Below are 14,508 nucleotides of genomic sequence, written 5' to 3' on the forward strand. Positions count from 1 at the left end.
CGTGTGCTCGCGACCGACTGAACGAACGCTCGGTGAAGTGATGTGCCATCGTGGTGGCATGACTTCTGCCGCCGACACGCTGTCGTCCCTGCTCGACACCCGTTTCAGCTGCCGCGCGTTCCTGACGAAGCAGGTCCCGCGCGAGGACATCGAACGCATGCTGCGGATGGGTCAGCGCACCGCGTCCTGGTGCAACTCGCAGCCCTGGCAGGTGCACATCGTCAGCGGCGACGCCACCGACCGCCTGCGCGACGCCGTCTACGCGCAAGCCACCTCGGGGAACATGGACCCCGACATCCCGGGACCGGCCGAATACCGCGGTGCTTACGCCGAACGTCGCCGTGGCGCCGGCTACGCCCTGTACAACGCGCTGGGCATCGCGCGCGACGACTACCAGCGCCGCACCGAGCAGATGCTCGAGAACTACCGCTTCTTCGGCGCACCCCACGTCGCGATCATCACCTCCGACAAGGCCCTCGGCGTGTACGGCGCCGTCGACTGCGGCGGTTACGTCTCGACCTTGCTGCTCGCCGCCGAATCGCTCGGCATCGCTGCCGTCCCGCAGGCCGCCGTCGCGATGACGGCCACCGCGCTGCGACACGAACTGAACATCGGCGACGACCGCGACATCGTCTGCGCCATCTCGTTCGGCTACGCCGACGAGGCGCACCCGGCCAACGCGTGTCGCACCGATCGCGCGTCGCTCGACGAGACCGTCGAGTGGGTCGACTGAACTCTCGGTGGCTCCGGCTGGGTCAGTCGTTCTGGGCGCGCAGATAGCGCCCGAAGTGCGGAACGGTGAACCCGATGAACCCGCGCTCGGCGGAGTAGATCAGGCCCTTCTTGATCAATCCGTCGCGCGCGGGTGACAGGGAGGCAGGCTTCCGTCCGAGTTCGACGGCGATCTTCGAGGTCGCGACCGGCCCGTCGTCGCCCGACAGATCCGCCATCGCCCGCATGTATTCGCGTTCGGCGGGAGTCGCCCGTTCGTAGCGGGAGCCGAAGAAGCCGACGGCGAGTTCCTCTTCCGCCGTGGGTGCCGCGACCCGCACGTCGTCGACGGTGATCGGCGAATCCGCCGCGACGTCCCAGGTCGCCTTGCCGTAGGCCTGCACGAAATACGGGTAGCCGTCGGCGGTTTCGTACAGCAGGTCGAGGGCGTCCTGCGTGAACTCGACGTCCTCTCGTGCCGCGGGCGCGATGAGAGCGAGATCCGCTGCCGCACGGTCGAGTCGGTCGATGCGATGGTAGGTGAACAGCCGCTCGGAGTAGGACTTCGATGCCGACAGCACGGCGGGCAGGTGCGGCAGACCGGCCCCGACGACGATGAGCGGCGCGGCGTCCTGGCTCAGCTCGTGGCAGGCACCGCAGATCGCCGAGACGTCGTCGGGTCCGAGGTCCTGCATCTCGTCGATGAACAGCGCGATGCCCACGCCCACGTCGCGCGCGAGTCCTGCTGCGTCGACGAGCAGTTCGACGAGGTCGATCTCGATGTCGCCCGAATCGGCCCGCCCTTTCACGGCCGGGGCGTCGATGCCGGGCTGCCAGCGTTCGCGCATTCCCTTGTCGGCGGTGGCCCGCAGCGCGAACGACTTGAGCACGCCGAGGAAATACTCGACCGATTCCGGATCCGGATGCGCGGCGGCGATCTCGCGGACCGCCATGTGCAGCGCGGACGACAGCGGGCGTCGCAGTCCTTGATCGGGACGGGCCTCGATCTTGCCGGTGCCCCAGCTCTTCGCGATGGCGGCGGAGCGCAGATGGTTGAGAAGGACGGTCTTGCCGACACCGCGGAGTCCGGTGAGGACGACGCTGCGTTCGGGTCGTTCCCGGGCGATCCGTTCGAGGACCACCTCGAACGCGGTGAGTTGCTTCTCGCGGCCGGCGAGCTCGGGCGGGCGCTGTCCCGCGCCCGGGGCGTACGGGTTGCGGACAGGATCCATCCGTCGATGCTAACGGCGAGCTCATCGGATTCTGAGCTCATCTAGTGCGTGTCGTAGACAGCCGTATTCGCGTATGTCCGAGCCCGAAACCGCAGTTGTTGTCGACTTTTCGGCGAATTGTCGACAACAACTGCAACCTCGGCGGCCCGGAGCGGCATGCACGCATGCGCATTTCAGACTTTGACATTCATTTTCGTTAGGGGCTATTCCTTTCCCCATGACAACGCTCTCCCGCTACGGTGGCGCCGCCTTCACCGTCGTCGCTGCAACCTTCGCCGCCGCATGCGGCGGCACCACCGAAGCCGACACCACTGCGGCCGACACCATCGAGACGACGACCACCACCGCCGCTACTTCCGAAGTGGCGACGGCACAGCCGCGCCTCGCCCTGACCTACGACGGTGGCGTCCTCGTCGTCGACGAAGAAGAACTCACCGTCGTCGACGACTTCGCACTCGACGGCTTCAACCGTCTCTCCCCCGCCGGCGACGGACGCCACGTGCTGATCTCCACCGAGGGCGGATTCCGCGCCCTCGACACCGGCAGCTGGACGGAGGCCCACGGCGACCACGGTCACCACTACGCCGGCGCACCCGCCCTCACCGACCTGACGTTCGCCGCCGAGAAGCCCGGGCACGTCGTGCCGCACGCCGGGGTCACCGCCCTGTTCGACGACGGCACCGGACGCATCGACGTGTTCGACCCCGCCGACCTCGCCTCGACGACCGACCTGCCGCATCTCGACAGCCGCACACTCCCCGAGGCCCACCACGGCGTGGCCGTTCCGATGCCCGACGGCGGCATGCTCGTTACCCTCGGCGATTCCGAGGAGCGGACCGGTGTGGCACTGCTCGACGAGAACGGCACCGAGATCACGCGCACCGAACAGTGCCCGGGCGTGCACGGTGAGACGGTCGCGGCCGACGGGGTCGTCGCCTTCGGATGCGAGGACGGCATGGCGATCTTCCGCGACGGAAGGTTCACGAAGGCGTCGGTGCCCGACCCCTACGGCCGGATCGGGAACCAGGCCGGCAGCGAGGATTCGCCCGTCGTCCTCGGCGACTACAAGACCGATCCCGACGCCGAACTCGAGCGTCCCGAGCGCGTCGCGCTCGTGGACACCCGCACGGCGTCGGTGCGCCTCGTCGACCTCGGCACGAGTTACACCTTCCGTTCCCTCGGCCGCGGACCGGCGGGTGAAGCGCTCGTTCTCGGCACCGACGGCAACCTCCACGTGATCGATCCCGAGTCCGGCGAGATCCTCCGGCGGATCGAGGTGCTCGAGCCGTGGACCGAGCCCGAGGAGTGGCAGGCACCTCGACCCGCACTCGAGGTGCAGGGCGGAACGGCGTTCGTCACCGATCCCGCCACCGATTCCCTGTACGCGGTGGACGTGGCCTCAGGTGAGATCCGTACGGCCGAACTGCCGCACACCCCGAACGAGATCAGCGGTGTCGCCTGACTCCGCTACCTGAGTATTCGGCTTTCTAGCGTTACTGCTAGAAAGCCGAATACTTTCCTCACATCCACCGGATCGAGACATTTGCGCAACGTGATCCGCCTCACTCCACAAGTGCACGAAACGGAAATCTCCGTCAAAACGGTTGGGGAGACGATATTCTCGTCGCCTGATCCCGAAGACAACGATTGTGTAACGTGGCGACGCACCTGTTTCCGATCGGGAGGTACCGCCCGTGCTGTTGACCGAAGTCCGTACCCGACCTGTTCGATCCTTGTTGATCGCCATCGGGCTGACGGTCTCGGCCCTGGCAGTCGCCGGATACCTGCGCGACGCGGTGAACGAGTACCTCATGGATCTCGACGTCTTCCGCGACGCCGGCTGGGCCTTCCTGCACCACACCCCGCTGTACACCGAGGGGTTCTTCAGCCATTCCGGTTTCCGGTTCATCTACCCACCCTTCGCGGCGTTCCTCTTCGCCCCGATGGCGTTGGTGGGCAGCACCGCCCTGCAGGTGTTGTGGACGATCGGGCTCATCGCTCTCGTGTGGTGGGTGCTGAAGGTCGTCTATCAGCGACTCGACATGTCGCAGCCGAGTCTGATCGCGGCCGCGTCGCTCGGACCGGTGCTGTGGCTCGAGCCGTTCCGCTCCAACTTCACGTTCGGCCAGATCAACATCGTGCTCATGGCACTGGTGGTTGCCGACCTGCTCGGCGTGATCCCGAAGCGCTTCCGCGGTGTCGGCATCGCGCTGGCCGCCGCCATCAAGGTGACCCCGGCCGCCTTCGGCCTGATCTTCCTGCTGCGCCGCGACTGGCCGTCGGCATTCCGTGCGCTGGGCGCCTTCGCCGCGACCGTCGCGTTCGGCTACTGGCTGCGCCCCGATTCGACCGTCTACTTCTGGACCACGGAGTTCTTCGCGACCGACCGCGCCGGCGACCCGTCGTTCTTCCGCAACCAGGCGCTCACCGGTCTCATCGCCCGTTTCGACTTCTCCGACGGCACCGCCAAGGCGCTGTGGCTGGCCGGTGCCCTGGTCGTCGTGGCCGGTACCGCGTGGGCCGCGTACCGCTTCCTGCGTGCCGACGAACCCGTGGTCGCGGTGGCCCTGGTGGGCCTGGCGTCGCTGCTCGCCGCTCCGATCGCCGTCACCCACCATTGGGTGTACGCGCTGTTCCTCGTGCCGCTGCTGGTCGCGCCGGCCTACCGCCGCTGGTGGCCCGTGCTGGTGCCCGCGACCGTCGTCTTCCTCATCGGACCCAACCACCTGCTGCGTGAGGCGTCCTCCGGCGGTTGGGTCGAGCAGTTGCTCCTCGAAGTGCTCGGCACCTCGCAGTGCCTGGCCGCGATCGCGGTCTTCGTCGCCGCGATGATCGCCGCGCGCAGCCGCCGCCCCGGGGCCGAGGCTCCTATGGAGGCCCGCCCGGTGGATGCACAGGAGGCCGTCCTGGAATCCGGCGAGAGTGCCGAGACCGCTCAGGTCCAGAACGCCGACGCGAACAGGTAGAGGCCCGTCCCGACGACGGTGCTCAGCGCGGCGTTCCGTCGCCACAGGTGCACGGCGATCGTGCCCGCGAGACCGGCGGTCGCCGGGAGCCAGGTCGACTGCCCCACATCGCGCAGCGTGTACATCACGAGGATGACCATGACCCCCGCGGGCATCGTGCGGCCGAGGAAGTCGACGAAGGCGGAGTTCTTCAGTGCCGACAACGCGAGGAACGGCGCCGCGCGCAGCGCGACCGTCACGACGAACATCACCGCCAGGGCGCCGAGGACGTACGCGGCGCCGGGCACCGACTCAGGCACGGGCCACCTTGTTCCGGTAGACGAACCGCACGAACAGGCACACCACGAACAGCCCGAGGCCGACGACGAGCATCTGCTCCTTCGCGACCAGCAACGCAACGAGACCGCAGACCAGCGCGATCACCGGTGCCGGCACGTCGCGGTTGGCGCGGAAGGCATCGATGGCGAGGACCGCGAACAGCGCCGTGAGCGCGAACTCGAGCCCGGCGAGTCCCTCCGGGAGCACCGCGCCGATCAGCGCGCCGACCGTGCCCGACACCACCCACATCAGTTGGCACAGCACCTGGACCGTGAGGATGCGGGTTCCCGTCAGCTGCTCACGTGCCTTGGGCGCGACGATCGCGTACGACTCGTCGGTGAGCGCGTACACGCCGTAGAGACGCCCGAGCCTGCTGCGGATGCGGTGCAGGGGGAACGACAGGCCGTAGAAGACGTGCCGGAAGTTCACGAGCAACGTCGCCGCCGCGACCGACGCGAGCGGGGTGACCGCCGCGATGAGACCGATCGCGAGGAACTCCATCGACCCCGCGTAGATGACGGTGGAGAAGATCGGTGCCCACCACCAGTCGAACCCGCCCTGGGTGAGCACCACCCCGAACGCGAGCCCCAGCGGAATCAGTCCGAGACCGACGGCCCAGGAGTCCGCGATACCCGCGCGGATCTCGAGGGAGCGACGGTCGGGCATGCTCATCAGGCTATCGCCGGGGCAGTGGTCTCTACGCCCGGCCCTGCCGGACTCGGAGCCACCCGTGTCCGGCCCGAAGGAAGGTGATCTGTGTCCACCTCGTTCACGGAGGTCGTGTCCTCCGCGTGGCAGGCCGTGTCGACCGTCGACGAGCCCGCACCGACGATGGTCGTCGTCGGGACGGCGATCGTCGCGCTCGTGCTCGTGACCGTCCGTCCGCTGTGGTTGAAGACCCGCCATGTCATCACGCAGGCGCACGAGGGGTCGCACGCGCTGGTCGCAGCGCTCGTGGGCCGCAAACTGTCGGGTATCCGCCTGCACAGCGACACCTCGGGGGTGATGGTGTCGTCCGGCAATCCGCGCGGTCCCGGCATGGTCGCGACGACCTTCGCGGGGTACACCGGCCCGGCCGTGCTCGGTTTCGCCGCGGCGACGCTGTTGACGCTGGACCGGCCCGCCGCGGTCCTGTGGTCGATCCTCGCCGCGCTCGCCGTCCTGTTGCTGCTGATCCGCAATCTGTACGGCTTCGTCTCCGTGGTGATCGCGGGAGCGCTCGTCGGCGCGGCCGCCTATCTCGGTGATCCGGTGGTTCGGTACACCGCGGCATACCTGATCACCTGGGTGCTGCTCCTCGGCGCGACCCGCCCGGTCCTCGAACTCGCCCGCACCCATTCGCGTGGTCGCGGCCGGGGTTCGGATGCCGACCAGTTGCGCTGGCTCACCCGGCTCCCGGCCGCGGTGTGGATCGCGCTGTTCGCGATCGTCACAGCGGGTACCGCCTTCTACGGCGTCACACGGATCGTGGTGACCCAGCTGTCCTGAATCGTCAGGGCGCCGGCGACACCTCGTCGTAGCGGGCGAGCAGGGCCCGGCGCAGGATCTTGCCGCTGGGCAGTCGCGGAACCTCGCCGAACTCGATCGTGCGCGGCACCTTGAAGTGCGCGAGGCGTTCGCGGGTGTACTCGACGAGTTCGGCCGCGAGGGCGTCGTCCGCCCGCACGCCGTCCACGGGTGTGATGACGGCGTGGACGCGTTGGCCCATCTCCTCGTCGGGCAGGCCGACGACGGCGACGTCGAGGACGGCTGGGTGCACCGTCAGCACGTCCTCGGCCTCGACGGGGTAGATGTTGACGCCGCCGGACAGGATCAGATCGGCGCGCCGCGCCGAGAGGTACAGGTAACCGTCCTCGTCGACGTGCCCCAGATCGCCGAGGGTCGTCCAGCCCTTGTCGTTGTAGGCGGCGGCGGTCTTCGCCGGATCACCGTGGTACTCGAAGTCCAGGCCGTCGCCGATCCACACCTGGCCGATCTCGCCGGGCCCGAGTTCGCGGCCGGACTCGTCGCAGATGTGCACCTGACCCAGGGTCGGACGGCCGACGGAACCGCGGTGCTCGAGCCATTCCGGTGTCGTGATCATGAAGAAACCGTTGCCTTCGCTGCCCGCATAGAACTCGAGGATCTTCGGCCCGAACCACTCGATCATGCGTTCCTTGACCTCGACCGGGCACGGCGCCGCCGCGTGGACCACGACACGCAGGCTCGACACGTCGTAGCGCGTGCGGGTCGGTTCGGGGAGCTTGAGCAACCGCACGAACATCGTCGGGACGAACTGGGCATGGGTGACGCCGTACCGCTCGATGGCGTCGAGTGTGCGTTCGGCGTCGAAGGTCTCCATCACCAGCGCCGTGCCCCCGTTGCGGACGGTTCCCATCGTCCAGCCGAGCGGTGCCGCGTGGTAGAGCGGTCCGGGGCTGAGGTAGACGGAGTGCGGACCGAATCCGAAGGCGTCGCGCATCGTCGAGTCGATGGCCAGGCCCGTGCCGAACGGGGCGCCGGTGAGCGCGGGCAGGATTCCCTTCGGACGTCCCGTGGTGCCCGACGAGTACAGCATGTAGTACCCCTCGAGTTCGTCGTCGACGGGTGTATCGGGCAGGGCCGAAACAACGTCGGCGAGGATCTCGGCGCCGCTCGGCGAGCTGTCACCGGTGGTGAACCGCGCCCCGAGGACGGGGTTGCCGCCGCCGACGACCGCTCCGAGGCGGTCGAGACGTTCCGAGTGCACGAGCACACGCGCACCGCAGTTCTCGACCACGTAGGCGGCCTCGTCGTCGGACAGGTGCCAGTTGACGGGCGTGTAGAGCAGGCCGGTGCGCTGCGCCGCCCACACCACGGGGAAGACGTCGAGGCAGTTCTCCATGAGGATCGCGATGTGGTCGCCGGCCCGCAGGCCGCGCTGCCGGAACAGGTGGGCGATGCGGTTGGACGCGGATTCGAGTTCGCGGTAGGTGAGTGTTGCACCGTCCTCGACCATGACGATCGCGGGCTTGTCGCCGAAGGCGGCGGCGAGATCGGTCGGGTTCATCGACGGCATCGTCATCGGTCACTCCCTCGTGGACATCGGCGACAAGTATTACCTGTATAACGATGTGTCGGCCAGGCTTCGTCGAAAACTCTTCCGATATCGCGAGCAGTTCCGAGGGGTCCACAAACTTCGGCACACATGGTTAACTACGTTGACGACCACATCGAAGGAGCGTCATGGACTTCGCGTTGAGCGACGAACAGGTGGCCCTCGGCGAGAGCGAGCGCGCGTGGCTCACCAAGAACGACCCGATCACCGCGCGCAGACCGGGCATCGACGACGGACCCGCGCACCTCCCTACCGACGGACTCCGCCACCTCGCGCACTCGGGCTCGATCGGGCTGCTCACCACCGAGACGGGCGGCACCCACGTCGATCTGGCCGTGCTCGTCGAGGAACACGGACGGGCCGGCAGCGCGCTTCCCGTCGCTGAACTGGCAGTCGCGGCAAGTCTTCTCGAGACGATCGGTCATCCCGCGGCCGCAGCGGCGGAGAGCGGTGAGCGCGTCGTGCTGCCCGCCCTGTCGTCACCCGAGAAGTCCGGCCTGCAGGCACGATTCGACGGGGACGCACTGGTTCTGAGCGGTACGACGGCACCGATCACCGGCCTGATCGATGCGCACGACATCCTGCTGGTCGCGGTCACCGACACCGGCGCGGAGATCGCGGCGGTCGTGCCCGTGGAGACGCTCACCGTGCGACCGCTCGACGCGCTCGACCTCACACGCTCGTGGGCCGTCGCCGACCTCGACGTCACGCTTCCGCAGGATTCGTGGTTCTCCCTGCCGACCGGCATCGCGGCCTTCACCCACGACCGTCTTGCGACCTTCCGAGCGGTCGATGCTCTCGGTGCCGCTGCGCGTCTCGTCGACCTGAGCATCGACTACGTCGGTAGCAGAACACAGTTCGGCACGGTGATCGGCAGCTTCCAGGCCGTGAAGCACCACTGCGCGAACATGGCGACGACGACCGAGGCCTCCCGCGCGACACTCTGGGCCGCCGCCGTCGCACTCGACGGGGACGATCCCGTAGCACGCGCTCGGGCGGTGTCCGCCGCGGTCGCGTTCGCATGCTCCGGAGCGTCCACCACCGCCCAGACGGCTCTGCAGGTCCACGGCGGGATCGGTTTCACGTGGGAACACGACGTGCACCTGCTGCTCCGCCGCATCAAGGTCGACGAACTGCTCGACGGTTCGGTGTCGTACCACCGCCGTCGACTCGCCGTCGCCTGAGACACCGAAAAAAAGGGGGCGGGATCCATCCGGATCCCGCCCCCTTTCCTGTGCACTATCGGGCGCGGGACGATTCGATCTCGTCCACCATCTCCAGCAGCCGACGACGGTCGACCTTGAGCGACACACTGCGGGGCAGGGCATCGACCCTGTGGATCTCCACCGGGATCTCGTAGGCCGTCAACCGGGTGCGCAGGAAGGTCTTCAGTTCGTCGACGTCGACATCCTCTGCACCCTGGACGGTTTCGATCACGGCGACCGGTACGTGTCCGAGCCGCTCGTCGGGACGGCCGAAGACCGACGCATCGAGAATCGACGGGTGGGCCCGCAGTGCGTTGCAGACGGTTTCGGGCTGGATTTTGAAACCACCACGGACGATCGCGTCGTCGGCCCGGCCGTCGATGTAGAGGAAACCGTCCTCGTCGAGATGCGCGAGATCGCTGGTGCGCACCCAGTCGCCGACACCCGTGCCGGTCTGCGGTGAACTCACCTCGAGGCGACCGGTGCTCCCCTCGGGCAGCACCGCGCCGTTCTCGTCGACCGTGCGCATCCGCACCCCCGGGAAGGGCCGGCCGACGCTGCCACGTTTGTGTTCCCACCACTGCTTGATGAGGGGCTTCGTCCACCCCGCTACGGCACCACCGAATTCCGTTGCCCCGTACATGATCATGATGGGAATGCCGTACCGGTCGGTGAACTCGTCGGCCAGTTCCGGGCTGACGAAGGTGGTGCCTGCGGTGATGGCCCGGAGGGTCGCGAGCTTCTCCTTCGGCACGTCGGCGTTGAGCACCGACCGCATGGCCGCCGGCGGGAGACCCGCGACGATCATCCGGTGCTCGTAGACCGCGTCGACCCAGCCCTCGACGGTGAAACGGGGCATCAGCACGATCGGGCGTGCTTCCGACAGCGACTGGATCACGCCCCACAATCCGCCGATGTGCACCATCGACAAGGAGATCAACGCCACGGGGCCGGTGAAGGGTTCGTGATCGCCTCTCCCCTTGCCGGTGTGCCCGTGCACGGCCTCGAGGGCGGCCTCGAGTTGGCGCCAGGTCAGTGGAACCCGCTTCGGCGGGCCGGTGGTACCGGAGGTGAACATCTCGACGGCGACCGGGTCCTGCTCGTCCGGGCGGGGCGGGACGGGAGCGTCGCCGAACACGCGTGAGACGTCCGAACCGTCCACGGCGACACCGACGATGCCCGCTGCGGCGATGGGTGCGGCGAACTCCTCGTCGGCCCAGTACTCGCGCGGTGCGAGGATCACATCCGGGTGGGCCCCGACCGCGTCCTCGACGATCCGCCGCGACGGCTGGGCCGGGTTGAGGGTGAGCAGCACCCGGTCGTGTCGCAGAATCGCGATCAGGGACGCGATCGATTCGGTGCGGTTGATCAGCACGACGCCGATCCGGCTGCGTGGCCCGCACCCGAGTCGTTCGAGCTCCGCGTCGATTCGCTCGGCCGTGTCACGCACCTGCGCCCACGTGTGCCAGGTCTTGTCCTCCTGCACCATGTTCGCACTGTCGGGGGTCGACCACAGCAGGGTCAACGCCTCTCTGATGCCCGTCATCGCGGAGCCTCCTCTTCGGTCGACCCGAAGGTGTTCGTAGTGCCGGCCGGCGATCCGGCCGGGAGCGCGCCTCAGCGCGGAAGACCGAGCCCTCTCTCGGCGATCATGTTGCGCATGATCTCCGAGGTGCCGCCGGCGATGGTGTACGCGCGGGCGTACAGGAATTCGTCCTGCCACCGGCCCCCGTCGACGACCTGCGGGTCGCCCTCGACGAGGATGCCGTCCTCACCTGCGAGTTCCAGAGCGAATCGTGCGGTCTCGACGCCGATCTCGCTGAACATCAGCTTGGCCATGGCGGCGTCGTGGGGGCGTTCGGTGCCCCGCGACCAGCGGCCGATGTTCGCGTACACCAGTGCCGACAATGCTTCGACGGACGCCTGGAGTTCGCCGATCCGTTCCTGCACCGCACCGTCCTCGATCGCGGGACGTCCGTACCGGATCGTCCTGCGTGCGAGTTCCTTCAGCGCGTCGACGTCCTGCTGCAGGCGCACTGCTGCCGACGCCACGGCGCTGCGTTCGTGGGCGAGACTCGAATTCGCGATCAGCCAGCCGTTGTCGAGGTCGCCGATGAGCGCGTCGGACCCGACGGGAACGTCGTCGAGGAAGATCTCGTTGAAATCCGAGGTTCCGGTCATCTCCCGCAGCGGCCGCACGTCGACGCCCGGCGACCGCATGTCGAGCAGGAACGCGCTGATACCACGGTGTTTCGGTGCGTCGGGATTCGTCCGGGCCAGGAGGTAACCGTAGTCGGCCCAGTGTCCGTTGGTCGTCCACACCTTCTGGCCGGTGACGGTGAACCCGCCGTCGGCCGGCACTGCCTTCGTGCGCAGGGACGCGAGGTCGCTGCCGGAACCCGGCTCGCTGAACAGCTGGCAGAAGACGAGTTCGCCCGATCGGATACCGGGCAGATACTTCTCGCGCTGTTCCTCCGTGCCGAAGTCGATCAGCGCATGTGCGACCAGCAGTCCGGCTCCTTGCACCGCGGCCGGAGCCCGGCCGCGTGCCAGCTCCTCCCCGACGACGACGTCCTTCTCCGGTGAGTGTGCTGCCCCGGCACCGCCGTAGCGCTCCGGCCAGTCGGCACCGATGTACCCGGCTTCGAAGAGTGTGCGGGTCCATTCCTTCAGCACCGCGAGTTCGTCGGCGTCGTCGGCGCTGCGCACACCCGCCTTCACCGGCACGTCGGGTTTGTGGGTCTCGACGAACTCGCGTACCTCTTTGCGGAACTGCTCGAGTTCGGGTGTCAGTCCGTAGTCCATGTCAGCGCACCTCGTAGTCGCGCGTGGGGACCTGGGACCGATCGACCTGAGCCAGGCCGATGGGATTGCCGAGATCGGTGTACATCATCCCGGCGGCGAGAGCGTGTGATCGTGTGCGGTCCTTGGACTCCCAGATCGCGCGAATGCTGCCCTGGATCGCGGCCGGCGGTTTGGCGGCGATCCGTTCGGCGAGCTGCTGCGCGCGATCCCACAGCGCGTCCCGGGCGACGATCTCGCTGACGAAGCCGATCTCGTAGGCCCTCTTCGCGGACATGCGTTCGTCGAGACCGAGCAGCACCATGCGCAGCACCTCACCGATGGGGATGCGGTGTGCGAGGCCGATCGGTTCGAGTGCGGCGACCATGCCGTAGGAGACGTGCGGATCGAAGAACTGGGCGTCCTCGCTCGCGACGATGATGTCGGCCTCGTTGAGCCAGTAGAGCGCGCCGCCGGCGACCATGCCGTGGACCGCGCACACGAGCGGTTTCCAACAGTTGTTCTGTTTGGGCGACAGGTCGACACCGGGATCGCGACGGCTGAAGACGTTGTCGGACAGGAAGGTCCCCTCGTGGACATCGACGCCGGTGCTGAACGCGCGCTCACCGTTGGCCCGGAGGACGACGACGTGCACGTCGTCGGTCTCGGAGGCGTAGTGCCACAACTCCCGGAACTCGGCGCGCATCGTGTCGGTGAAGGAGTTGAGCTTGTCGGGGCGATCGAGCGTGATGGTCAGGACGTGGTCCTTCAGCTCGGCGATCACCGTGGTCGTACCGGTCAGATCCACAGGTCCTCCTCGAGCCGCTCGTTGCGCGTCGCCTCATCCTGCCCCGCTGCCGGCAGGGACGGGTGGCCTTTCACGACGCCGCCCCGTTTCCTGCCCGCCGCTCGCGGCGCAGCTCGGCGTCGCGTTCGAGCATCCGCGCTGCGAGCTGTTCGAACTCGGCGGGAGCGGCGGGCAGCGCGACCGCGCCGCCGACGCGCGACGGGAGTGCGATGGTGGCGGTGGCGGGGCAGGTGACCTCACCGCGCTGGCTGGTGCCACGCAACTCCACGTCGACGAGATGACGCCCGCCCTCGGTGCGCTTGCCGACGACCTCACCGGTGAAGGTGTGGGTGTCGCCGAGGTAGTTGAACTTGCGCATCTGACTCGACATCGATTCGAGCCAGGCGTCGTCGCCCATCCAGTCGGTGAGATAGTGGCTCAGCCAGCAGTCGCGCATCATGCCGTAGTCGTAGGCGGCCGGCAGGCCGATGGAGCGGGCGTAGCCGCTGTCCCAATGGATCCGCTGCGCGACGTCGGGCACGCCCTGCTCGTTCGGGATGTAGAACGGCGCGATGCGTTGGCGGTTCTTGTAGGCGAGGCGGCTCGCGCACGGGGTGTACGGGGCGAAACCGTATCCGCCGGAGTGGAAGACGACCATGTCGGTGGTGGTCAACGGCCCCTTGGCCATCGTGCCGAGACTCTCCCCGACCTCGACGTCCTCCCAGTAACGGGTGTTCGTGCCGCGCACCTGCTCCTGCGCGTAGATCTCGTCGATCCTCGCGATGTCGTCGGGGGTGTAGGAGGCCGGTTCGATCGAGTCGTACTTCTTGCGCTTCTTCGACTCGTGGCGCTCGGTGTGGATGGTGATGACCCGCTGGGTCTGGACCACCTCGGCGCGCTGGTTGAACTGCACCTGGAGGCCGGTGATGATGAGCGAACGCCCGGCGAACTCGGATTGCTTCTCCTCGACCTTCTCGGTGCCGTGGAAACCGTACAGGGTGTCGCCGTCGAGGACCGGCCGGTACCAGTGGGTCGTGGTGCCGGAGACGAACACGTGGATCCCTCGGAAGGAGGGTCGGCGCTGCTCTCGGGGCACGGGATCTGCCAGCAGTTCCTTGCGGACGGCGATGTTGACCATCGGGGGCGCGATCTGGCCTCCCCACCGGGTCGCGGCACCGTATTCCTCGTCGGTGAACAGCGGATTGTCGTCGCCGTAGCTACGCGCGAAGTTCCGCATGATGTCGGGTGAGGCGCGTGTGTACTGCTCCCGCTGCGTCATGGCGTGGTAGACGCCGACGAGATCTCTCGCCCGTGCAATGTCTTCATCGCGGAAGGTGTAGATCTCCGAAGGCTTCTCGGTCTTCTCCGACGTGGTCATCGACTACCTCCGTATAGGGGACGACGCTCGACGCGAGCGGCCCGTGTCACCCAC

Annotated in this window: 13 protein-coding genes; 5 read left to right on the plus strand and 8 right to left on the minus strand. The window is 67.8% G+C overall.

What is annotated here, in order from left to right; translation table 11 throughout:
* Window positions 1–58 precede the first annotated feature (58 nt).
* Window positions 59–733 (plus strand): nitroreductase, encoded by a 675-nt coding sequence (locus tag C6Y44_RS23565; RefSeq protein ID WP_159417258.1) that lies wholly within the window; start codon window positions 59–61, stop codon window positions 731–733.
* 22 nt (window positions 734–755) lie between these two features.
* On the opposite strand, the gene C6Y44_RS23570 is transcribed toward C6Y44_RS23565, so the two are convergent.
* Window positions 756–1,943: an AAA family ATPase gene (locus tag C6Y44_RS23570; RefSeq protein ID WP_016691742.1), complete on the minus strand. Its 1,188-nt coding sequence runs from the start codon at window positions 1,941–1,943 to the stop codon at window positions 756–758.
* A 217-nt stretch (window positions 1,944–2,160) separates the two neighbouring features.
* On the opposite strand from C6Y44_RS23570, the gene aztD reads away from it, so the two are divergent.
* Both aztD and C6Y44_RS23580 read left to right on the plus strand, forming a co-directional pair.
* Window positions 2,161–3,405: a zinc metallochaperone AztD gene (gene aztD / locus C6Y44_RS23575; protein WP_159417257.1), complete on the plus strand. Its 1,245-nt coding sequence runs from the start codon at window positions 2,161–2,163 to the stop codon at window positions 3,403–3,405.
* A 232-nt stretch (window positions 3,406–3,637) separates the two neighbouring features.
* Window positions 3,638–4,909, plus strand: a complete 1,272-nt coding sequence (locus tag C6Y44_RS23580) for a glycosyltransferase 87 family protein (protein WP_225623670.1) — start codon at window positions 3,638–3,640, stop codon at window positions 4,907–4,909.
* Here C6Y44_RS23580 and C6Y44_RS23585 read toward each other — a convergent pair.
* Together C6Y44_RS23585 and C6Y44_RS23590 are read right to left on the minus strand one after the other, a co-directional pair.
* Complete coding sequence (locus C6Y44_RS23585) at window positions 4,879–5,208, minus strand: branched-chain amino acid transporter permease (protein WP_016691739.1); 330 nt, start codon at window positions 5,206–5,208, stop codon at window positions 4,879–4,881. The two genes, C6Y44_RS23580 and C6Y44_RS23585, sit on opposite strands and share 31 nt — an antisense overlap.
* A complete protein-coding gene (locus C6Y44_RS23590) occupies window positions 5,201–5,899 on the minus strand; it encodes an AzlC family ABC transporter permease (RefSeq protein WP_016691738.1) in 699 nt (232 codons plus the stop codon). The genes C6Y44_RS23585 and C6Y44_RS23590 overlap by 8 nt, the downstream gene beginning before the upstream one ends.
* Window positions 5,900–5,983: 84 nt before the next feature.
* On the opposite strand from C6Y44_RS23590, the gene C6Y44_RS23595 reads away from it, so the two are divergent.
* Complete coding sequence (locus C6Y44_RS23595; protein ID WP_016691737.1) at window positions 5,984–6,715, plus strand: M50 family metallopeptidase; 732 nt, start codon at window positions 5,984–5,986, stop codon at window positions 6,713–6,715.
* Window positions 6,716–6,719: 4 nt separating this feature from the next.
* On the opposite strand, the gene C6Y44_RS23600 is transcribed toward C6Y44_RS23595, so the two are convergent.
* The gene (locus tag C6Y44_RS23600) at window positions 6,720–8,270 is read right to left on the minus strand and encodes an acyl-CoA synthetase (protein WP_159417256.1); all 1,551 of its coding nucleotides are present in this window, start codon (window positions 8,268–8,270) and stop codon (window positions 6,720–6,722) included.
* A gap of 161 nt (window positions 8,271–8,431) precedes the next feature.
* On the opposite strand from C6Y44_RS23600, the gene C6Y44_RS23605 reads away from it, so the two are divergent.
* Window positions 8,432–9,487, plus strand: a complete 1,056-nt coding sequence (locus C6Y44_RS23605; protein ID WP_159417255.1) for an acyl-CoA dehydrogenase family protein — start codon at window positions 8,432–8,434, stop codon at window positions 9,485–9,487.
* Between the two features lie 55 nt (window positions 9,488–9,542).
* Here the strand turns inward: C6Y44_RS23605 and C6Y44_RS23610 are convergent, their stop codons facing one another.
* The 4 genes from C6Y44_RS23610 to C6Y44_RS23625 all read right to left on the minus strand — a co-directional run bounded on the left by C6Y44_RS23610 (window position 9,543) and on the right by C6Y44_RS23625 (window position 14,454).
* On the minus strand, window positions 9,543–11,054 hold the full coding sequence (locus C6Y44_RS23610; RefSeq protein ID WP_159417254.1) for a class I adenylate-forming enzyme family protein: 1,512 nt from the start codon (window positions 11,052–11,054) through the stop codon (window positions 9,543–9,545).
* 71 nt (window positions 11,055–11,125) lie between these two features.
* Window positions 11,126–12,313 (minus strand): acyl-CoA dehydrogenase family protein, encoded by a 1,188-nt coding sequence (locus C6Y44_RS23615; RefSeq protein WP_016695641.1) that lies wholly within the window; start codon window positions 12,311–12,313, stop codon window positions 11,126–11,128.
* A gap of 1 nt (window position 12,314) precedes the next feature.
* The gene (locus tag C6Y44_RS23620) at window positions 12,315–13,097 is read right to left on the minus strand and encodes an enoyl-CoA hydratase/isomerase family protein (RefSeq protein ID WP_085469976.1); all 783 of its coding nucleotides are present in this window, start codon (window positions 13,095–13,097) and stop codon (window positions 12,315–12,317) included.
* Window positions 13,098–13,167: 70 nt separating this feature from the next.
* Window positions 13,168–14,454, minus strand: coding sequence for an FAS1-like dehydratase domain-containing protein (locus C6Y44_RS23625; protein WP_085469977.1), 1,287 nt, complete (start codon window positions 14,452–14,454; stop codon window positions 13,168–13,170).
* Window positions 14,455–14,508 lie beyond the last annotated feature (54 nt).

It is taken from the genome of Rhodococcus rhodochrous (assembly GCF_014854695.1).
Lineage (GTDB): Bacteria > Actinomycetota > Actinomycetes > Mycobacteriales > Mycobacteriaceae > Rhodococcus.